Below are 22,410 nucleotides of genomic sequence, written 5' to 3'. Positions count from 1 at the left end.
ATTATAAACCCTTTTCTCAATGGAAAATCTTTTGCAAAGGGTTGAGTTTTTTACGTCTTTTCCACACATTCCAAAACAAAGTTGGTTTTTTTCGGAAAAAGGTTGGTTTTTTTATCTGTTCCCCTTTAAAGAAGCCGGTATCCTGACAGTCACAGAGGTGCCTGCCCCATACTCACTTTCAATAAGAAGCCCATACGCTTCCCCGAAATTCAGCCGGATCCGCTCCGCCACATTGGCAATTCCAAAGCCTTCCCGCAGGCCCACATCCTCACCGCCCCTTCGTACCAGCTTCTGCATTTTTTCAAGTTCTTCCGGCTTCATTCCAATGCCGTTATCCTCCACCCTCAGCAGGATGTCCCCTTCCTCCTGCCAGCCGGTGATCTTTAGAAATCCCTTTTTTCTGCAATTTTTGATCCCATGATAAAGGGCATTCTCCACAATGGGCTGCAGGGTCAGCTTTAAGATGGAGTAATCCATGATCTGCTCCTGAAAGTGAATCTCATAATCAAGAATGTCCTCATAACGGAAATGCTGGATCTGAAGGTAACTGTTTACATGCTCCGCTTCTCCCCGGACGGTAATAAAATCCCGTCCGTTATTTAAGCCCATGCGCAGAAAGGAAGAAAGTGCTGTGATCATTTCCACCACCTCCTGATGGCGTTTTCCCTCTGCCAGCCAGACAATGGTATCCAGAGTATTGTAGAGAAAATGAGGGTTGATCTGAGCCTGAAGAAGCTTTAATTCCGTCTTTCTCTTTAGCTCCTGTTCCTCTTTGATATGGTTGATCAGTTCTCCGATTCGTACCACCATGTGATCATACCGGTCGCTTAGCATCTGGATCTCCCGGATGTTGCTTCTGGGAGCATTGACCTTTAAGCTGCCGTTTGCCAGTACCATGGTATATTCACACAGTTCCTCTATGGGCTTTGTGATCTTCTTGCCAAAGGAAGAAAAGGACGCCATTAAAAAGACGATGATATAAGCCGAAACCATAATGCATAAGGCAATGACCCGCTTGGTCTGGGAATCCAGCTTTTGCCGCACGGATTCCAGGGTCTTTGTTTCATTATAGATATAATCCGACATGGTCTCCTCAATTAAGTCTGTGATAACGTAAATGTCCTTATCCAGGCGCTCCATGTTCCGGTCATAATCTCCGATGATATTGCTGGTTTGGATGTCCTTAATCCTTTTTTCCAGAATGCCTATGAGGATGATGATCCCATCCAGCCCCTTTTTGCTGTTTTCCTGAGGAGTGGAATTCTTAAGCTGCTCAAAAAGTCTTCGGGAATTCTCCAGCTCCTCATAGGGACTTAAGGTGTCAAAGGTGTCTGCTCCAATGACAATGCGGTACATCTTATAATCAATGTTTGATTTAAAATCAAAATTAAACTCGGTTGCCATGGTTAAGTTTCTGATGCTCTGCCGGTACTGCTTATTCTGCCATGCCATCATATACAGCAATATCCCAATCATAATAATGACCGGGATAAATACGATTGCCTGCATGGACTGTATTTTCGCTTTGATCGAATCACGTTCGTGCTTCATTTCTGCCTCCTGCCCGGAATGCTTTGGGCGTAATTCCATGCGTCTTTTTAAAGATATAGCTGAAGTAATGAGGATCCTTGTATCCCACCTGATATCCGATCTCCGAGGCCCGAAGGTCCGTTTTAAGAAGCAGCTCCTTTGCAGCCTCCATGCGCACCTTTGTTAAATATTCTACAAAAGTGATCCCCATTTCCTGGCTGAATATGGTGCTGAAATGATTGGGACTTATATTCACGGTGGAAGCCACCACATTTAAGGAAATATCCTCGTCCAGATAATGGCTTCCAATATAATCCCTGGCCCTATCAAGGACCAGGCGGTACTTCTTCTGGGAACAGGTGGTGCGGAATGTGATAGCCTTTGTGAGGATCTCCCTGGCATATTTAACTGCCGCTTCTTCCGATCCCACCCAGGGCTTTATGGTCTCTGCATCTCCGAATTCCTTTAGCACCTGCTCCGGCTCAAAGCCCAGCTGGGTGACAAAGCTTACCACAGCGAGATACATGTCCATGATCAGATACTGCCGGAAAATCAGGGATTTCAAATTATTTCCGCATGCCTCTAAATATTCTTCCAGAAAATATTTTACCTCAGGGACTGAACCGTTTTTAAGAAAATTAGGGACAATGTCCCTGCTCAGCTTGGTCATATCCATTCCTTCCAGGCTGATGCTTCCAGAATCATCGTGAAGGCGGACAGCCGCCTCTGCCGTAAGAAACTGGTTATATTCCAGCATATAACGGCAGGCATAAGCTCTGCTGGCCGCTTGAAAGCAGGATTTAAGCTCACTGAGTCTGCGGACCGGTACACCGGTTCCGCCGAAATACTCCATGCCCGGACAAGACTCCACCAGGCGGATCAAAAGCCCGGAACAGGCAGCCGATTTTTTCTCTAAGTCTTTAAAGTCATTTCCCATGATCAGGAAAGCATACCCCTCTGTCAGGCGGTTGAAGGGGATGACCTCTGTCCGCCCCTCCAACTGCTCCTTTAGCATCTCATCAAAAAGAACCTCCTGGTCTGTATACTGTTCCTGGTTATGGGAAGCTCTTGCCTGAAACAGAATCAGGTTATAAGCGGGTGCGCTGAGAGACAGGCTGTGCTCCCGCCCCTTTAACAGGATTTCCTGGAGGCTTAAATTTCCTGAAACAATGGTATCAAACAGCCGGTCCCGCTCCATCCGTTTTCTCTCCTCCTGCTGCTTTAAAAACTCCAGCTTATAACCCTTCTCGCTTCTTTCCTGGATGATGGCTTCACTCATCCGCTCCAACGCCTCCAAAAGCTGGCTGCTGCTTACAGGCTTAAGAAGGTAGTCCGCCGCGCCGATTCTTATGGCACGCTTTGCATACTCAAAATCATCGTACCCGCTGAAAAACATGATGCGGATCCCCGGCAGCTCCTTTTTCACCATCTCAGCCAGTTCAAGCCCATCCATAAAGGGCATGCGGATGTCTGTCAGCAGAATATCCGGCTTAGATTTTAAAATCAGAGGATAGGCCAGTTCCCCATCCGGCGCCTCCCCGGCGAATTCGAATCCGTATTTTTCCCATGGAATGCCGTTTTTGATTCCCTCACGGACTATTTTTTCATCCTCTGCCAGAAATATTTTCACCATATCCAATCCCCCCTGTCTGACCAAACTCATAAGTAAATTATATAAAATCCACAATAGAAATATAAGGGAATAATTTCCGCCCCTGGTTTTTCATTCGTAAAAAAATATACTTAATAATACCACAAAAAAATGCTGTTTCCAGCCCAGTCCAGGCTAAAAACAGCATTTTTTCTTATTTCACAACACTTTATTTTATTTTTTGATCCTATTTCTCCGGTGCACTTTGGTTCCAGCAGTCTGTTTCATTCCAAGGTTTAAAACCCCTTAATCAGTTCTCCATTCTTAGGTTCAAAGCGTCCGGTAAAGAAACGCAGAACGGCTGGCTCATATACCCATTTAAGACCGCTGATGTCACGTCTCATCTGATATAGCTGGATGATTGCATCAGCAACATAGTCAAGATGTGCATAGGTATAAACCCTTCTTGGAATGGTCAGACGGATTGTCTCCAGCTTCGGCACATGGTCCTCTCCTGTCTTAATGTCTCTTCCTGCGGAGATAATGCCGCGCTCCATGGTTCTGACGCCGGAGAACTCGTAAACAGCGGCTGCCAGAGCCTGTGCGGGGAAGTCCGTTTTCTGATCCAAATGGTCTAGGAATGCACGGGCATCTACGAAAATTGCATGACCGCCGCTGGGCTTAACCATAGGAACTCCTGCAGCATCCAGCTTCTCGCCAAGATAACGGATCTGATTGACGCGGTGACTGATGTAGTTGTATTCCATTGATTCTCTAAGGCCGATTGCCATTGCCTCCATATCTCTTCCTGCCATTCCGCCATAGGTAGGCATACCTTCATATTGAACCACCATCCCAGTTGCACGGATATATAAATCTTTGTCATTCATACATAAGAACCCGCCGATATTGGTCAGGCAGTCTTTTTTTCCGGACATGGTGCAGCCATCGCCGTAGGAGAACAATTCGTGAACAATCTCCTTGATGCTCTTATCCTCATAGCCTTTTTCTCTTGTCTTGATGAAATATGCGTTCTCCACGCATCTGGTGGCATCGAACATTACCTTAATGCCATGCTTATGGGCCAGCTCGGACACAGCCTTGACGTTAGCCATGGAAACAGGCTGCCCGCCTGCCAGGTTAACAGTCACTGCAAGGCAGATATATGGGATCCTTTCTGCTCCGACTTCGTCAATGAGAGCCTGGAACTTATTTAAGTCTATATTGCCCTTAAAGTCCAGGATTGCATTTGGATCATGTGCTTCGTCGATAACCACATCCCGGAAAGTAGCTCCATTGTGTTCCTGATGAAACCGGGTTGTGGTAAAGTACATGTTGCCTGGTACATAGTCTCCTGGCTTAATGGTAAGAGAAGACAGAATGTTCTCTGCACCGCGTCCCTGATGAGTAGGAACTACATATTTGAACCCAAACAGTTCGCGCACGGTCTCTTCTAGATGATAAAAGTTCCTGGAGCCGCCGTAAGCTTCGTCACCCAACATCAATCCTGCCCACTGCCTGTCGCTCATTGCATTTGTACCGGAATCTGTCAGAAGATCAATAAAGCATTCCTCTGATTTTAACAGGAACGTATTATATCCTGCTGTCCTGATGGCATCTTTTCTCTCTTCTTTGTTTAAGTTGCCCATAGGCTCTACCATCTTAATTTTGAAAGGCTCTGGTGCAAATTTCATCATATCCATTTTTATTCCTCCTTTAAAATGTTTTTATTTTTAATTAAAAAATTCTTTTCATAATCCTTAAGCGATGCAATGGCCTGGCCTGACAACGGAATGATTGCCAGCATATTGAAAATGGTCATCAGCCCTACTCCGAGATCCCCTAAATCCCACACAAAGCTGTATGCAGCGATTCCGCCGATAAATAGCATCACCAGTGCAAAAATCTTGTATCCCGTCTGGGCTGCCCATGTATCCTTAAAGATATAAGCCACATTACTGCGTGCATAGTATAGAATGCCAATAAATGTAGAAAAGCTGAACAGGAACAGGATAACTGCGATAAAAATAACTCCGAAACTACCCAAGTGATAGTTCATCGCTCCCTGCAGAAGATCCATTCCCTCTAATCCTTCGGTAACCTCAGCCGGTGCCAAAAGCATCAGGAATGCGGAACAGCTGCAGATTGCCAGGGTATCGATAAAAACACCAAGAGACTGAATCAATCCCTGCGTTACCGGGTGATCCACCTCGGCAGCCGCTGCTGCACAGGGGGCGGAGCCGCTTCCGGCTTCATTCGAAAAAAGTCCACGCTTTACACCATTCATCACAACAGCTCCCAACCCTCCGCCTATCATAGGCTCAAGTCCAAACGCCTGGGAAAAGATGGTTCCAAACATAGCCGGAAGATGAACAATGTTCCTGACAATGATGAAAAGCGTAATAGCGAAATAGGTACATGCCATCATCGGCACAACCTTGTCGAGCACCTTCACTGTGGCATTCTTGCGGAGCACGATGCATGCGGAAACTGCAACCAGAACCACTGTCGTAGTTATTTGCGGAATACCAAATGCATTTTTAAAAGCAGTTGAAACTGAATTTCCGATTACCTGACTGATACCGGCCCAGCAAAGCAGACCGGAAAGCGCAAATGCAATTCCAAGGATTTTGCACTTGCAGCCCTTTATGTAATAGGTGTTGCCGTCCATTGCCACATACTCTGCTTCCTTTTGTACATCCTTTACAAAGATATCTTCACGCTTCACCTTTGTAATAAACCGGATCCGATTCATAAAGTAGGCTGGCCCGCCTCTGTATCCTCCATAGAGCGGATCCTTTTCCTTGTAAATCTGCGCAAGCGTTGATTCAATGAACGAAGTAGACGAGCCTATGATAGCAGTCACCCACATCCAGAATACTGCACCTGCCCCACCAAAGGAAATAGCTGCTACCACCCCTGCCAGGTTCCCCATACCCACGCGGGTGGCTGTAGCGATAATCAGTGCCTGAAGACCGGAAATGGAATTCTGATCCTCTCCAGTTTTTTTCCTCAAAGTCGCCCGAATCATTTCAGGAAAAAGCCGGAATGGCAGGAATCTCGTTTTAACAGTGAAATATAGTCCTGCTGGAATCAACAGGATTACCAGCAATGATATGCCAAACTTGGTTTCACCATTTGAAAATTCCAAAATGAACATGTCGCCCCACAACAGGTTATTGAGTGCCATTACAATCTTCACGATGTAATGCACCAGCCATTCAAATAGTTGCATTTCCCCATCCTCCTTCTCATATTTAATTTTTTCAATTCAACCTTCAAGTCCGTCCTGTGATGCATGATGTATGATGCATCATATTCGTTAGTTATATTATACAATAGAAAGGCATTTTGTCAATATTTTTTTTAATATTTTTATATTTGTGTAAATCGGGGAATTATATAGGAAAGTCCTATTGGCCATTGTCCATTTTATTGCATTTAAAAGTAATTTATAGTAAAATGTAAAATACTAGCAATTAAGACAAGCAGGAAGGAGAGGAAAATGAAGAGTACTCTTGTGAAAATGACCTTAAGTGAACAGATATACAACATCCTGAAAAATGAAATCATGAGCGGAACCATTCCTCTGGGAAGTAAAATAACAAACAGAGAATTGCAGGAACGCTTTTTAGTTTCCTCCACACCGGTGCGAGATACCATCAACAAACTTTATCAGGACGGCCTCGTAAAAGAAGTTACAAAAACAGGTGCCCAGGTAATCAGCTTTGACTATGGATATGCGGCAGAGATCAATGAATTCATTGCTGCGATCTCCGGTGTAGCGCTCCATATGACCATCGCCAAGGGTGCCGACAAGGAAGTGACAAAGCATTTGAAGGAATATCTGGAAAAGCAGACAAGTGCTCCGGATGACGATGCCTATTTTGACGCAGATTTCCATTTTCATAAGTCGTTCTATGACTTCTGCGGCAATCAGTTCTTGAAAGAGACCTACAAAAGATACAATCTTATCCGGTTCCTTCTGATTAAGTTTGCTATCCGCACCGCTGAGGACCGGTCCTGTTCCACCAAGCAGCACAGGGATATCGTCAATGCCTACAGCTCCGGCCAATTTGACCTTGCCTCCAGGCTTCTTGAGCAGCACTATATCCACGGCCTTTCACTGATTAAAGGATACAATCCATAGAAAAATCAACAGGCTAACGTCTGTTGGTCCTGGCTAAACTCTTTCCGCTGCCGGGTGGATTTCAGGACCTTCGTCTTATAGAACCTACAACATTGAACGCAAAAAAGAAGCTGCACACTAATTACTTAGTGTGACAGCCCCCTCTTTCCCTGCTGAATTATCTTAAGCTTTTCCCCCAATCCCCTAATATAACAGCCGGTTGCCTCACAAGGTGATCAGTCATCTTCCTCCGGTGCCAGTTCCGTTGTCTCAATCCTGGGCGGCATAGCAAAGGAAAAGATGATAAAACAGATGAATGCTGCAACCAGTCCTGGTATGATGGGCTGGCTGAACTTGATCCCAAACAGAATGCCTTTGGAAACATGCTCCAGATATACAACCACAATGGTACCTGCTATAAGGGAAGCAATCGTTCCTGCCGGTGATGCCTTCTTCCAGTAATGTCCCATGACATAAGGGAAGAAAGAACCCGCTGCCCGGAGAGTAAAACAGAACATGAGAATGGATACGATGCTCTGTGTATTAAACAGTGCAATAAGCATGGAGGCCACTCCCACCAAACACATGACGATCTTTGTAACTCTCATGACAGACTGGCTGGATGCATCCGGCTTCAATACTGCCTTGTAAATATCGTTGGAAAAGATCGAACCTGCTCCCAGTAAGTCTGAATCCGAACTGGACATAGTGGCGGAAATAATACCGGCAAACAGAAATCCGCAGACGATGGCCGGCATGGTATTGATCGCCAGAATCGGAAGGGCGTAACGGGCTCCTACCTTTGCAAACTGATCTGTACTGAATTTACCCATATTGATTAATGCCAGTGTAATTATTCCAAGAATTGTAGGAACAAATGCATATATGAAATTTATGAGCGCGGCCAGCCAAGCACCGCCTTTTGCCGCCTTCTCATCCCTGGCCGCATAAAAGCGGGATACCGCCTCTTGTCCCACAGAGAACGTGGCAGTATACATGATAACAAGGGAAATGATTCCAAACAAATCATAGCCTTGGAACATGTTTAATGTTCCCGCCGGAATATTAGTCGTCACATTGTCCCAGCCCCCTGCATAACGGAGCGCAAATGGAACAGCAATGATCATGCCGATCACGATGAGAAACACCTGGACAAAATCCGTCAGGGTAACACTCCATAAACCACCCATAATGGAGTATACCGTTACTACCACTGCCACAATGATTACCGCCACCTGATAATCAATGCCAAGCATGGTGGATAAAATGACCGCAGAGGCAATAAACTGCCCAGCCGTAAGACCGACCAAAGGCAAAAGCATGATAACAGCCGTAATAATACCGCAGGATTTGCCGTAACGCCTCCGGAAATATTCCGGCACTGTTTTAACCGTCGCTGCACGGAACCGGGGTGCAATAAAACTTAATATGACAAAAGCAATCCCCATGGTAATGATGTACCAGGCAGCACTGAGGCCAAAACCCGACATACCGTTCTGCACCACTCCCAGTGAACTTCCACCCCCGATTTCCGTGGCGGCAAGTGTACCGGCCATTAAAAGCGGGCCAAGACGGCGTCCGGCTACCAGAAAATCCGTATTGGTGGAAATCTTGGTGGATGAATACCAGCCGATCCACAGCATGAGCAGCAGATAAATGATAACAATCGCAGTTACAATAACATTTGCTCCCATAAAAAACCCCTCCTGACTTTTTTTATGAATACTCTTTTGTAAATTCAGTTTAACACAATTATAATTCCAATAACACAACCGAATCTGCCGATTTCCCACCAAATATGCAGATTCTTTCTCCCTGCTTGACTTCTGTGAAAAATCTCAATACAATGGAATGAGATCGGAGGTACTTTTCTATGCTGCGTATAGCCATCTGTGACGACAGCAGAGAGGACAGGAAGAGGATTCTTGACTTTGTGCGCGACTATTATAAAACCCATGATATGGATGTTCAGATTGATGATTTTGAATCTGCGGGGAAATTACTTTCCGCAGAAGATACCTATGATATCTATCTTCTGGATGTTATCATGCCAGACATGACCGGAATAGAAACTGCCAAAAAACTGCTTAAAAAGAAAGAAGCTCCTGTGATCATCTTCATCACTTCCTCTCTGGAGTCCGCTGTAGACGGTTACCGGGTCAACGCCTCAGGCTTTGTCCTGAAACCACTGGTGGAAAGAGATTTTGAGGAAACCTTAAAGCGGGTCATGGAACAAAATTTTAAATCACGGGAAGCCTCCATCTCCATCGTTCATAACCGGGTCCCTATGGAGCTGAAACTAAGCCGGATCCTGTATTTTGAAAACAGGCTGCACCGGGTCTATATTGTCCTTAAAAGCGGAGAAGTCCTTTCCGTCCATCAGAAGCTCAATGAGATTCAGGAAGAATTAAAGGCCCAGACTTACTTTATCCGCTGCCACCAAAGCTATATCGTGAACTTAAACCATGTGGAAGCTCTGGAAAACGCGGGCTTTGTGATGACCAACGGAGACTTGGTGCCTGTTTCCCGCAATTTTTATAAAGAATGCAAACATGTATTCTACCATTTTCAATTGAAATGAGGCCGATATGAACGAAGCAGCATGTAATGTCATATTAAATCTGATCAATCTGGCGGTCCGCATGATGCCTATTTTCGTCTGCCTGGAACCCAAAAAGAAGAACCGGGAGAACATTGCGGCCGTATCGGTATATCTCTGGGTCATTATGGTCTCCCTCCAGTCCCTGTTTCACATCAGGGAACCGGTGTTTCTCTTTGTCCAGGGAATCTTTTCCTGTCTCTTTTTTTTGCTGCTCCTTATATTTTTTAATGGAGAGCTGTTAAAAAAGGTGTTTCTTTATATATCCGCCTGGCTTTTTGCAGTCCTGTCCATGTCATTAAATGAATTTGCCGCCACGGTATTGGGGAAATCCATATTTCTTTCCTATAGCCAGATCTGCGTCATCGTCTCCTTCCTTTCTGCCTGCGGCTTTTATATTTTTGTCCGTTACTGGTTAAGGACCATGACCGGCCAGCTTTTTATCCAGCTGTCCAGACGCTCCCATCTGCTCCTTGCATCCTATCCGGCCATTTCCCTGGCCATTTCTCTGTTTGGCACCTCCACCATATTTTCCAGGGAATCCCTGGAAAGAAGAGGCTTTGAGGATGTGGTATTTTATCTGGCGTTCTGTACCATGATCCTGGTGCTGTATGTCATGATCCTGGATGGTACCCTGGAGGCTGTAACCAGGAAAAAGACGGAGGAAGAGCTTATATTCGCAAGGCAGCTCATCGGGAAGCAGAGAGATCATTACAATCAGTTGCTGGAACATGGGGAGGAGCTACGTATCATACGCCATGATTTCAGGCATCACATCCATGCCCTTCTCCATATGGATAAGGACCAGCAGAGAAAATACCTCCTTGATTTAAACAAAGAGCTGGATACCTCAAAGGAACAAAACTACTGCGAAAATCCCGCCGTCAATCAGGTCCTTCAGGAATACGGCGCCCGTTGCCAGGAAAACCATATTGAATTTGTGGCAAGCCTTGATATATCCGCCCATATCCCCATTGATGACCTGACCCTTTGCATCGTCATGGGAAACCTGCTGGAAAATTCCATGGAAGCCTGCTTAAAGCTTAAGGAGAACCGTTTTATTCATCTTCAGGCAAGATGGATGCAGGATCATTTGATGATGCTGGCGGAAAATTCCTATAATGGCCAGGTCAAAGAAAGCGGAGGAAGACTTTTATCCAGCAAACAGGATGGCGGTCTGGGGCTTATAAGCGTCCGCAGGATCCTGAACCGCCCTGGAGATGATTTTGACGTATGCTTCAATGATACCACCTTTACAGCCATGGTAACCATCATGGACCGCTCCAGCATTTAAAAAACCATGGCTTTCGTACAAAGGGAAACCATCCGGTTTTATAAACCTATCCCCGCAGATAAGTTCTCCTAAGCAGCAGACAGGATTAAATAAACCATTAACATCATGGAAGACTATAAAAAAGAGGGGTTACACAGAAAACAAGCATGAAAAGTTACCGGGAACACCGGCATTTTCCATGCTTGTTTTTTCTTGATCTTATTGTGTCATGTAACTTTATATAAGGCAACAACCGCCAAACCAACTTATTCTCTCTGCCTTTTCATTGCATTGATGACTGATAATAAAATAACTGAACCAATAACAGAGACGATCAGGCTCCATATATTGAAGCCGGTGATACCGGTTCCTCCCAGGAGGCTCATTATGAACCCGCCGATCAGACCGCCCACGATTCCAACTAAAATATTGGCACCAGCCCCCATACTTTTATTGTTACCGGTAAACATACTGGCAATCCAACCGGCAAGAGCACCAATAATAATCCAGCTTATTATTCCCATCATTTATTACCTCTCTTTCCATTCATTTATAATAAATTTTTCAATCACCCTGGCAATGTCCCAAGGGATACCACATATAAATTTCTATCCATAGTTATATTGTACCAAAAATGTATCAAATATACATGGAATATAAAAAGAGACTGATTAATGCTTTTTTGAATTACCCGGATCTGATTTTTTAACTGATGTTTCCTGCTTTTCTTTTCCGGCATTGGAATTGCCTTTATTATTTTCAGTTTTATCATTGCTCTCTGTTCCGCTTTCGGTACTTTTTATCGTTTCTTGAATCCCATGCTCCTCTTTATTCTCATTCCTGGGCAGTTCTTTTTCTTCTGCTTTTTCAGCCTTGGATTCTGCTTTTTCCAATGCCTTTTCTTCCTTGTTCTGTACTTTTATCTCTGAATCAGTCTGCTTTCCTGTTGGTTCTTTCTTATCCCCGGAAGCGTTCCCGTTGGTTTGATCTGCATTGACGGATTTTGCCTGTTCTTTATCCGTTGCTTTTTCCTTTTTTGTTTTTCCTGTGCTTTCGTCATTTTTACCGGAGGGGATGTTGATGTCAGCCGGTCTATTGCTTTTTGCAGAAGAATCGGTTGCTTTGTCATATGGTGCTTCAGAGCGATCCTCATTGGCAGCTTTTCTATTATTTTTTATTTCTTTCATAACATCTTTGACAGGTTTATTCAGCCATTCCTCAATTACTATGCTGTCCGGATCACTGGCACTTGCCCTCAGCTTCTCAACTAAATTCAGCTTTCCAGGCGTTACTCCCAGCTCCCTTGCCTCTTTGACCCGCTCTAGCCCTACCCTTGAAACCTCGACCTCCACATTATCATCTACAAATTCTCTGACCGCATTGCGTATTTCAAGGACAAATTCATCGTCCAATTTTGCATTAGCGCTGGAAACTGTGATAACAATGCCTCCATCGATATATTTCGCAGAACCGGTTACCGATCCTTCACCTGTATGACTGCCTTCCGCAGCTTCCCTTGCTTTGGCAGTAACCGAACCAGCCTGACTGTCTGTGAAATAACCCTCTTTTGAAATCTGCTGCACCGTTGCCATGATTGCATCTTCGATAGATTTATGATTGAAATCCCCAAGGTTGATTTCATTTAATATGTCTTGTCCGTCATCGTTTACTGCATGAACCCTGATTACCCTTTTAAAACGGTTCAGTGTGTATTCAATCGAAGGATTCACATCCAGACTGACATAGGAATATGGAGCTGCATAGGCCCATATCCCTGCACCGGAACATAATAACATGACCGCCACACATGCTGTACATAATACTGACTTTTTCGTAAGTAAGCTATTCAATTTCATCCCATCCTTTTTTTGTCGTATGTGTATGCCAGGTCTCTTATTGGAAAAGGTATTTTCTATTATTTGAACCTCCTGACCTACCGCATAATCTTTATTTTTAATTTTTTTCATGCTGCCATCATCAGACAGTACTGCTGCAAATCGCCCTTTTATTTCGACTACAACTGATTTCATTGTCTTCTCTCCTCTCTGATGTTACGCAGATACTCTGCTAGCCCTGGATACTCTCCGGATAGTATCACTACGGCTGCTATTATATATTTTCGATGGCGCTCTATGATTTTTCGGGGTGTATTTGTGTTTTTTTCAAGAATTTTTACTGGTAATAATTTCGTGATTTTTAAAACATTTGCAGCCACAGGATCCTCTATGCAATAGGCAATGACTTTCCCACAGGCTGATTTTGTTTTTGCTGCTTTTGGTGAACATTTTATTAAATCATAAAAGGTAAAACCAAAATCCTTAAAAACTTCGTTCACTGTATGGATCTCAATCGAAAGGCTTTCCTGTTTTTGAGACTCCATTGATCTTTGGGTAACTGCAAATTGGATATGGCGGTTCTCATCCTCATCAAAATCTGAGTCAAATACAACCGGATTCACACTGATCTCCTGTTGGTATTTAACCTGCTGTCTGATATAATCAATCAACCGTCTTTTTACAACTAATTTTGCAAATTTTAAAAAACTGCCCTTTTTTAAATCATAATCCTTAACAGCCTGTACAAAAGCACTTAAAGCTATAGACCACTCATCATCGCTTTTTGTTATGTAATGACCTGTAACCTTTGATGCTGTATTCAAAATGACCGTTTCATGCTTTTCAATAAAACCGTTTAATATTTTTTCATTCTGGGCTGCTTCCAGAGCCAGATAATCCAGTTCTCTCAGGACAATCCCCCCTTATCCGATTTTTTTATATCATTAATTTTACTTATTTTTTTTATTCTATATATGATTATTCGGCAAATACATTTTATTTTTTGGGGTACCTGTTGTAATTCACAATGAATTATTTTTTCGAATTTTAGAGCATTTCAATTATTGAAGGCTGGTTCCGTTCATTGTAGAAGCCGGAATTCTATGATATCATAAAAAAAGGAACCTCACAATCCAATGTAAGGTTCCTTATATCTTCTCATCTTCTCAAGGTCATCCGCACAACCTGTTTCCATAATCCCTTTTTAATATCCACCAATCATACAGGATCAACTTCGCCATTGAAAGCTGCACCATTTATTTATCACTGAGACTGAGTCCCATGATTCCTGCCTGCACCTCATTAAGCAAGTCATTGGCTATGATTGCTTTCCCCGTGATTCCATCCAGACGATCTATCATCTCTCCATCCGGCACATTTATATATGCTCCATTGGTATACTTCAATACGGAATACTGAGTTTTGTGATTACCAAAATAAGGAATGATCAGATCATGATATCCATTTTCCGACTTATCACTTACAATGATTGGTTCATTTACTAATGTAAACTCCTGGGTAATGTGCAGTTTTCCTCCATTTTCCGATATCAGCAAGGCACTGCTTCCACCGGTACCGCTGGTGTATGGACCTGTAACCATAACAAATATTTCATTTTTTCCGTCATCATTTAAATCAATATAGTTATAGAAGTAATGGGTTGTATCGTAATAATCCTCCGGTACCTCCATATCCTCGATGATCAAATCCCTCAGCTCCTTCAAGGGCTTTGTCTCTGCTTTCATGCCTGATATGCCCTCCGGCAGCTTCACCATTGGTATCCCGTCTGCTCCAGGCTGTACGTTATCAGCAGTTGAAGTTGCAAGGGAAACCGAAGTTTCTTGTAAATCAGCTTGTTCAGAAACAGTACCTTCTTTCTCTGCCGGTTCTTCCCTGGTCGTTTCCTCAGAAACGTTTGCAGTACTGTGATCCTTTTTCACGTTTGATGTAGTATTTCCGCAGGCACTTATTGACAATGCGGCAGCAACCGCAAGGCTTCCTAACAGCAGCATTCTGTTATTTTTGTTTTTCATTTTAAAATCCTCCATTTGTTTTTATGTTATACTGTATTTTCACAAACAAATGTAACAAACTTGTATAATCTCTAGGGTTTCTTTAAATATTCTTTCCACTGGATGTTCAATGCAGCATCTTCTTTTCCAACCGGCTGAATAAGCAGAAGCTTACCGCTTTCTTCTTCCAAGGCCACCTGGTACTTCATATCCTTTATTGTAAGAAAGCCTTTCCAGATCAGCATAGAGCTTGACGGTGTCTCTGAGTCAAGGAACAGGTAAGGAGTTATATTGATCTCACTTAATATGGGACCATAGATACTGGCTTCTAAAACAGGTATCTTGCACAGTTCCCGGAAGCACTGCCTGCGTGCCTCATATAAGCTATACCGGTCTCCTGTCTTAAGCTCAATATGCATCAGTTCTGCATTGCTTTCCGTTATCATCATCAACTTTTCTTCCAGGGTGAAAGAATTGGTTTCTACTCTGTCCATGTGAAAAACATTCATTTCCAATTCACTGATCTCACTCAGCAGCTTCCGGTCCTGATATTGAAAATAAAAATATGGAAAGAACAGGATTCCAAAAGCAAAAACAGTGATCTTTGTTATATATAATCCATAATTAAACTTCCTGTCCATCTACAATTCCCTTCCATATCAATGTTACTGTAGTTCCTTTGCCGACTTCGCTTTCAAACAGCATCTCGCCCTTATGAATCTTCATAATATTAGAACAGATCGCTAATCCCAAGCCTGCTCCTCCTTCTGCCCTGGAGCGGGATTTATCCACCCGGTAAAAGGCTTCCCGGATTTTCGATAGTTCCTCTTTTGGCATGCCAATTCCGTTATCCCTTATGGATATCCATACTTTCCCTTCCTTGCAGCCAGTTTCAATGGTAATTTCACCATTCCTGCCAGCCGCTTTTCCGCCATTGTCCAATATATTTAATAATACATTCTTCATAAGCTCCATATCTGCCCTTACCGGAAAATCTGTAGATGACTTTTTTACAGTAATATTTCTTTTGACAAAAACCGGTTTCATTGCTTCCAGTGCGTCATCCAATAAATTTTGAACTGTACTGACGGTATCGCTGGGCATTGCGTTCTTATGGATCAAAAGCTGCATCATCCTGTTAGAAAGTGTCTCCAGCCTCTTTCCCTCAGAAATAATATAATCTACCGCATACAGGAAATCTTCTTCCTCCATTTTGCTTCTCTTTATCAGATCCGCATATCCTATCATGGCTGTAAGGGGCGTTCTGATCTCATGGGCCAGGCTTCCAGCCAGCTCCTCCTGCTTTTTTGCCGTTTCCTTCAGCAACCGGATTTTTTCTTCCAATTGCTCCGCCATACGATTAAAATCAGATGCAAGAATGCCCACCTCATCTTTTTCCTTATATTTCACTCTCTCCGTATAATCTCCTGACCTGATTTTTTTCACTGCATCAATCAGATTATGGATTGGCTTCGTTAATTTTATAACGTTAACCGCATTGATCAAAGCACTTAAAATACCTACTGCAATTACGGTTATCATGAATACTTTTTGCTGCTCTTCTTTCTCATCGAATATATGTGTCAAGTCTCTTTGAGTCTCAAGGACAACAGGTTCATCCAGCAGTTTTGCAAGAACCGTCATTTGTAAAAAATATTCATCCCCTTTTTTTTCCACGCCATATACAATCCTATAAGGAGACAGCCTGTCAGCCTTTATACCGGAAAACTCTGCATCATCGTTTTGAAAAATCACCTTTCCGCTTTTATCACTGATTCTGTAAGATTCCTCTTTCCAATTATCTTTTAAAACATCAACAGCTTCTTCCACGCTTTTCATGGGTTCCTTATACAACGTACTGCTGTCATTTGCAAGTACTGTAACCAATTCTCTATGAATATTCTCGATATTTTCCTTTTCTCTTTCAACTTCCAGTAAATATGTTTTGTGGAATGTCATTGACAGCAATACAACCCCTTCCAGAGTTAAGGAAAATAAAACCACAAGAAAGGTATTTGAAAATATTTTCCAGGAAAGCTTCATTTATTCCTCCAAACGGTATCCAATTTTAAACACAGATACCAACTGATCATATAAATCCAATTTTTTGCGCAGTCTTTGTATATGCATATCCACGGTCCTGCTGTCCCCGGTATATTCTCCTTCCCATACCTTCTCATAGATCTGCTCCCTGAACAGTGCCAGATTCTTATTGCTGATAAACAGCACCAGTAATTTAAATTCCTTTTCCGTAAGTGTGACCTCCTTTTCACCCTTTGTAACTCTGTGAGAGGACACATTTACGGAAATATTCCGATAAGTCAGAATTTCATCAGTTTTGTAGTATCGCCGAAGGACGTTTTCAATTCGGACTTGCAATTCCTCTATCTGAAATGGTTTGGTCAGGTAATCATCCGCCCCCAGCCGAAAGCCTTTCACTTTGTCCTGTACACTGCCTTTTGCAGTCAGAAATATTACCGGAATCTCCATGGGACGAATAAATTCCATTAATTCAAACCCATTGGCTTTGGGCAGCATAATATCCAGAAGAATCAGGGAAACCCTTCTTTCTAAAATTTTATTTGCGGCTTCTTCTCCGTCATAAGCCTGTTCACACCCATACCCCATAGCCCGCAAGCTTAGCTTGATGAAATCAGAAATAGGTTTTTCATCTTCAATAATTAAAATATGATGCATTTTCATTCCTCTCTGCAAAACTACCTGTTTTGGGCACAATTCCATATTGTACCTCTTACCTTATAAATTAACATATACATGTATCAATCTTGTAAAAAAACAAGACCTCACACTTATGTGAAGTCCGTGTTTATCAACAGCTCCTTTTTCCTGCCGTAAAAGCAACTGCAAAGGATTCATGGACATGGACGCTATCCACGGGCATTGACTCTTAAAGCTTCCAGACTTTTTGCCCGTTTAAACGCCTCCTGCAAAAATTCCTCTGCCGGCAAATGCTTATAATCCCAATTCATAGCTTCGATTGCAGTTGCACCTGAATAATCCGCTTCTGCAATTCTTTTCATGGCTGCAGACCAATTAATTGGGCCGTCAAATGGTAACTGGTGTTGGGCATAACTCCCCCCAATATCATGCAGATGCAGTGCCATCAGCCGGGAACCGTAACTGGATAAAAAATCATGGTCCGGATAGTAGCGGTAATGATGTCCGCAATCATAGCAAAATCCCAAACGCTGGGAATCCACTTCCTCCAGCACATAAGCCAGATTGGTAAGGTTTCTTAAGTTTTCAAACGCTACATTGATACCAAGCTGTTCTGCTTTTTCAGCGATTCTATTGATTCTGTTCAGACCTAAAATATTGTATGGATTATCTTCGTCCGGCAGGTGTACCACCATGGTAGGAATCTCAAATTCGGCGCAGTCTGCTGCACATTGCAAGTAACAATTCGTTAATGTCTCTCCGTCCAGATTGTCAAGCCAGAGGTCGTTTTGATTTTCCACCGGCGCATGGATATTCTCTATAAAAAGACCTGCCTCCCTTGCAATCATGGGTGCATTGCGGTAATAATTCCGGCCAAAGCCTTCACTCCACCATAATAAAACACCTTCAAATCCGACTCTTTTTATTAACTGATATCGTTCCCTTATTGGTAATTCATAGCCAAACCAATCATAAATTGCAATCATAAGCCGCCGCCTTTCTTATTATCATCATGCTTATAGAAATCTAAGTTCTTATCCCCAGCTTTGTATCCTATGGAATCTGCTGTTAATAATTATATATCAATTAGTTTATATTTACCAGATGTATATTCCCCGGTCTGAACAAGCATACGGATCATCTAATAAACATGCTGCTCTATGTGTGAGATAACATTTTCAGGCATGATTCTGGAACTGACTCATATACAGTTTTTCATAAAATCCTTTCCTTGCGATTAATTCATCATGGGTTCCCTGTTCAATAATCGTACCGTTCTTCATAACAAGGATTAAATCCGCACTTCTAATGGTCGAAAGGCGATGAGCAATTACAAAGCTAGTCCTGCCCTTCATAATATTTTTCATTGCTGTCTGAAGCATTAACTCAAGTCTGGTGTCCACGGAGCTTGTCGCCTCATCAAGAATTAAAATTGCAGGGTCTGCTAAGAACGCTCTGGCTATTGTTAAAAGCTGCTTTTCACCTGCTGATACGTTTGAAGATTCTTCATTTAATATCATATTGTATCCATCTGGCTGTGTTTTGATAAAGTGATTGACATTTGCAGTCGTTGCAGCATTTACAATCTCCTGCCGGACTGCATCCTCTTTCCCGTATTTTATATTATCCGCAATGGTTCCGTTAAATAACCAGGTATCCTGAAGCACCATGCCAAAAATTGAACGAAGATCATCCCGTTTCATATCCTGAATATTCACCCCGTCAACCTTGATTTCCCCTTCATTGATGTCATAAAAACGCATTAACAGGTTGATCAGCGTAGTTTTTCCTGCACCGGTAGGACCGACAATTGCTACCATCTGACCGCTTTTCACCGTAAGATCCAAATGCTCTATCAGCATCTTATCTTTGCTGTAACCAAACGATACATCTTCAAAGGTAACATTACCCTTTAAATTTTCTATTTTTACCGGGTCGGATGCTTCTGCAACCTCTTCTGTTTCTGAAAGAAATTCAAATACTCTTCCTGATGCTGCTATGGCAGATTGAATGGAGGCCGATAATTGTGCCGCCTGCTCCAGAGGCTCATTTAGCTGCCACATATACCGGATAAATGCCTGGAGCTGTCCAACCGTTATAGAACCTGTAATTGCAAAGGCGGCACCTAATATGCAGACAGCTACAATTCCAATATAAGTGATGAATGAAATTAACGGCGACATCAGGCCGGAGATAAACTGTGCCATAAAGCCGTTTTCGCATAGATTATTATTAATTTCCTTAAACTGCTCAATGGAATCTTCCTGCTTTCCGTATAGTTTGATTTCCGTTAACCCGGTATATCTTTCCTGAATGTATCCATTTAAGTCGCCAAGTGCAACCTGCTGTTTATCAAACAAAACAGAAGAACGTTTCATGATGATTTTCATAATCAAAGCACTTCCCGGAATCAGAATAACTGCAACAGCACCCATAACCGGATTAATATAAAACATTAATACTGCTGCCAATAAAATGGATAAGAAAGCACTCAATATCCTTGATAAACTTTGCTGCAGCGCATTTGACATGGTATCAATATCATTAGAGATGATACTGAGAATGTCTCCCACGGTACGTGTGTCAAAATAACTGATTGGCAGCTTGGAAATCTTTTTCTGCACATCGTTTCTTAAATCACGCATTGTATTTTGTATGCCGTTTGTTAAAAAGTATTGTGAACCGAAATTGCTAAGTACATTTCCAATATAAATGATAAGTAAGAGCTTTAAGATTTTAATGATATAGGAAAAACTGATCGAAGCCCCGGGGACGTTGTTTGCAATATCTGCAATATCATCTTTTAATCTGGTTGTGATGAAACCTTCCACCATTGGTGCCGCGGATAAGAAGCCGGAGTATCCTATGGTCAGAAGAACCGCCGCTATAAAATATTTTAAATATGGCTTTATATATGGATATAATTTTCTCATCGCTCCAGTTCCTCCTTTGTTAATTGTGAATCTGCAATTTCATAATATACATTGCATGACTTTAACAGCTCTTTATGAGTTCCCATACCAACCACTTCGCCCTCATTCAGTACTATTATTTTGTCTGAATTCATGATTGTACTGATTCTTTGTGCAACTATGAATACAACAGATTCCCTCGTTTCTTCCTTCAGTGCAATACGCAAAGCAGCATCTGTTTTATAATCCAGTGCAGAAAAGCTATCATCAAAAATATAGATTTCAGGTCTTCTGACCAATGCTCTGGCAATGGAAATCCTCTGCTTTTGACCTCCCGAAATATTTTTTGCACCTTCACTGATTTGCTCCTGTAATTTATTGGGCTTATTCTGTATAAAGTCCTTAGCCTGTGCTGTTTCAACTGCATGATCGATTTCTTCCGGAGTGGCATTAGGATTGCCGAATTTAATATTTTCCTCTATGGTTCCTTTAAATAAAAATGCTTTTTGAGGAATAAAACCAATCTTTTGGCGGAGTTCCTTTAAGTCATAATTACGTGTGTCCACTCCGTCAATTTTAATAGAACCCCTTGTTGCATCATAAAATCTTGGAATTAAATTGATTAATGTACTCTTTCCGCTCCCTGTACTTCCGATAAATGCTACCGTTTCTCCTTTGTTCGCAATAAAGGAAATATCCTTTATCACCGGGAGCTCCCCATCGGGATACTGAAACGTAACATGGTCAAATTCTACCATACCTTTATTTTCGGCGGTAATACCCTGGGAAGGATTATTCACCAAGGGGACTTCATCGAATAACTCCTGTATGCGGTTTGCTGATACCCGGGCTCTGGGGTACATTACAAATACCATGGAAAACAGCATAATTGAGAACATTGCATGAAACTGATACTCTAAGAAAGCAACGAACTGTCCAACCTGCAAGCTGCCCTTCTCAATCATAACACTTGAAATCCAAAACACTGCCATCATTGCAAGGTGCAATAAGAAGAAGAAGGCCGGCTGAGTAAATGACATGATCTTATATAGTTTTCTGGAATCAGCCGTATAGTCTTCATTGGTTCTTGCAAAACGCTCTGCCTCATATTCACTTTTCCGAAAGGCCCTGATCACACGGACCCCAGTTAAACTCTCTCTTGAAATTCGATTCATCCGGTCCATACCCTTTTGCTGCTTCTCAGAAAGTGGATTGGTCAATTTGGCAATGATTATGACGCCCGCTACTATCAATGGGAGACTTCCTCCGATTACCAGAGAAAGAGTCATACTGGTTCTGATGGTCATAAAAACACTGATAAAAATCATTACAGGCGCCAAAAGTGCCGTTCGGAACAACAGATTAGAGAACAGCATTAACTGAAACGCATCATTCGTTGTTCGTGTAATCATAGAAGATACCCCAAATTTATTGTATTCTGTATGGGAGAAGTTCTGAGACTGGACAAAAACATCATTCCTGATATCACGAATCATATAAGTTGAAATTCTTGATGAGGCATAGGTTAATAAAATGGTCCCTGCTCCTCCAAGGATACAGACCATCAGCATGATTCCTCCCATGCTTTTTATATAAGCGATATCACCATTCCCTATTCCGTTATCAATCATCCATGCCATGACCGTGGGAATTCCCAGCTGTACTGCTGCGAAACTAAAGATCCCTATGATGTTTAACAGAATTAGTAAGGGATATCTTTTTAAATATTTTAACATTAATTTCATAACATAACTCCTTTGCTTAACGATATAGAAACATAAATAATTCAGCCATCATCCTTGACAGGAAAAGGCTGTTTGACTATTATAAACTATAAGGTTGTCTTATAG

At 42.4% G+C, this 22,410-nt stretch carries 18 protein-coding genes; 3 read left to right on the top strand and 15 right to left on the bottom strand.

Annotated elements, in window-relative coordinates; genetic code table 11:
- Positions 1–111 precede the first annotated feature (111 nt).
- The 4 genes from CLOSA_RS01355 to CLOSA_RS01340 form a co-directional block, all read right to left on the bottom strand.
- Positions 112–1,551, bottom strand: coding sequence for a sensor histidine kinase (locus CLOSA_RS01355; protein ID WP_013270994.1), 1,440 nt, complete (start codon positions 1,549–1,551; stop codon positions 112–114).
- Positions 1,535–3,163 carry a response regulator transcription factor gene (locus tag CLOSA_RS01350; RefSeq protein ID WP_013270993.1) on the bottom strand — a complete coding sequence of 543 codons (1,629 nt, stop codon included), beginning with the start codon at positions 3,161–3,163 and terminating at the stop codon, positions 1,535–1,537. The genes CLOSA_RS01355 and CLOSA_RS01350 overlap by 17 nt, the downstream gene beginning before the upstream one ends.
- A 254-nt stretch (positions 3,164–3,417) precedes the next feature.
- On the bottom strand, positions 3,418–4,824 hold the full coding sequence (locus tag CLOSA_RS01345; RefSeq protein ID WP_013270992.1) for a tyrosine phenol-lyase: 1,407 nt from the start codon (positions 4,822–4,824) through the stop codon (positions 3,418–3,420).
- Between the two features lie 2 nt (positions 4,825–4,826).
- Positions 4,827–6,356, bottom strand: a complete 1,530-nt coding sequence (locus CLOSA_RS01340; RefSeq protein ID WP_013270991.1) for an alanine/glycine:cation symporter family protein — start codon at positions 6,354–6,356, stop codon at positions 4,827–4,829.
- 270 nt (positions 6,357–6,626) lie between these two features.
- Between CLOSA_RS01340 and CLOSA_RS01335 the strand changes: the two genes are divergently transcribed.
- Positions 6,627–7,271 carry a GntR family transcriptional regulator gene (locus CLOSA_RS01335; RefSeq protein ID WP_013270990.1) on the top strand — a complete coding sequence of 215 codons (645 nt, stop codon included), beginning with the start codon at positions 6,627–6,629 and terminating at the stop codon, positions 7,269–7,271.
- A 215-nt stretch (positions 7,272–7,486) separates the two neighbouring features.
- On the opposite strand, the gene CLOSA_RS01330 is transcribed toward CLOSA_RS01335, so the two are convergent.
- Positions 7,487–8,944, bottom strand: coding sequence for a sodium:solute symporter family protein (locus CLOSA_RS01330; protein WP_013270989.1), 1,458 nt, complete (start codon positions 8,942–8,944; stop codon positions 7,487–7,489).
- 179 nt (positions 8,945–9,123) lie between these two features.
- Between CLOSA_RS01330 and CLOSA_RS01325 the strand changes: the two genes are divergently transcribed.
- Both CLOSA_RS01325 and CLOSA_RS01320 read left to right on the top strand, forming a co-directional pair.
- A complete protein-coding gene (locus CLOSA_RS01325) occupies positions 9,124–9,831 on the top strand; it encodes a LytR/AlgR family response regulator transcription factor (protein ID WP_013270988.1) in 708 nt (235 codons plus the stop codon).
- A gap of 7 nt (positions 9,832–9,838) precedes the next feature.
- The gene (locus tag CLOSA_RS01320) at positions 9,839–11,143 is read left to right on the top strand and encodes a GHKL domain-containing protein (protein ID WP_013270987.1); all 1,305 of its coding nucleotides are present in this window, start codon (positions 9,839–9,841) and stop codon (positions 11,141–11,143) included.
- Positions 11,144–11,388: 245 nt separating this feature from the next.
- Here CLOSA_RS01320 and CLOSA_RS01315 read toward each other — a convergent pair whose 3' ends face one another.
- The 10 genes from CLOSA_RS01315 to CLOSA_RS01270 all read right to left on the bottom strand — a co-directional run bounded on the left by CLOSA_RS01315 (position 11,389) and on the right by CLOSA_RS01270 (position 22,305).
- A complete protein-coding gene (locus tag CLOSA_RS01315; RefSeq protein WP_013270986.1) occupies positions 11,389–11,649 on the bottom strand; it encodes a GlsB/YeaQ/YmgE family stress response membrane protein in 261 nt (86 codons plus the stop codon).
- A gap of 144 nt (positions 11,650–11,793) precedes the next feature.
- Positions 11,794–13,152 carry an anti-sigma-I factor RsgI family protein gene (locus tag CLOSA_RS01310; protein ID WP_013270985.1) on the bottom strand — a complete coding sequence of 453 codons (1,359 nt, stop codon included), beginning with the start codon at positions 13,150–13,152 and terminating at the stop codon, positions 11,794–11,796.
- The gene (gene sigI, locus CLOSA_RS01305; protein WP_278146304.1) at positions 13,149–13,844 is read right to left on the bottom strand and encodes an RNA polymerase sigma-I factor; all 696 of its coding nucleotides are present in this window, start codon (positions 13,842–13,844) and stop codon (positions 13,149–13,151) included. The genes CLOSA_RS01310 and sigI overlap by 4 nt, the downstream gene beginning before the upstream one ends.
- A 369-nt stretch (positions 13,845–14,213) precedes the next feature.
- Positions 14,214–14,990: a hypothetical protein gene (locus tag CLOSA_RS01300; RefSeq protein WP_013270983.1), complete on the bottom strand. Its 777-nt coding sequence runs from the start codon at positions 14,988–14,990 to the stop codon at positions 14,214–14,216.
- A gap of 71 nt (positions 14,991–15,061) precedes the next feature.
- Complete coding sequence (locus CLOSA_RS01295; RefSeq protein ID WP_013270982.1) at positions 15,062–15,610, bottom strand: hypothetical protein; 549 nt, start codon at positions 15,608–15,610, stop codon at positions 15,062–15,064.
- Positions 15,594–17,012, bottom strand: a complete 1,419-nt coding sequence (locus tag CLOSA_RS01290; protein ID WP_013270981.1) for a sensor histidine kinase — start codon at positions 17,010–17,012, stop codon at positions 15,594–15,596. The genes CLOSA_RS01295 and CLOSA_RS01290 overlap by 17 nt, the downstream gene beginning before the upstream one ends.
- The gene (locus tag CLOSA_RS01285; protein ID WP_041708779.1) at positions 17,013–17,666 is read right to left on the bottom strand and encodes a response regulator transcription factor; all 654 of its coding nucleotides are present in this window, start codon (positions 17,664–17,666) and stop codon (positions 17,013–17,015) included. It abuts the gene before it with no gap.
- Between the two features lie 191 nt (positions 17,667–17,857).
- Positions 17,858–18,634: a sugar phosphate isomerase/epimerase family protein gene (locus CLOSA_RS01280; RefSeq protein ID WP_013270979.1), complete on the bottom strand. Its 777-nt coding sequence runs from the start codon at positions 18,632–18,634 to the stop codon at positions 17,858–17,860.
- 192 nt (positions 18,635–18,826) lie between these two features.
- Positions 18,827–20,581, bottom strand: coding sequence for an ABC transporter ATP-binding protein (locus CLOSA_RS01275; RefSeq protein ID WP_013270978.1), 1,755 nt, complete (start codon positions 20,579–20,581; stop codon positions 18,827–18,829).
- Positions 20,578–22,305 (bottom strand): ABC transporter ATP-binding protein, encoded by a 1,728-nt coding sequence (locus CLOSA_RS01270; RefSeq protein WP_013270977.1) that lies wholly within the window; start codon positions 22,303–22,305, stop codon positions 20,578–20,580. Before CLOSA_RS01270 ends, CLOSA_RS01275 begins: the two co-directional genes overlap by 4 nt.
- Positions 22,306–22,410: the final 105 nt, after the last annotated feature.

This window comes from [Clostridium] saccharolyticum WM1 (assembly GCF_000144625.1).
Lineage (GTDB): Bacteria > Bacillota > Clostridia > Lachnospirales > Lachnospiraceae > Lacrimispora > Lacrimispora saccharolytica.
The sequence above is the reverse complement of the archived record's forward strand: the minus strand, read 5'-3'. Positions and strand labels throughout refer to the sequence as shown.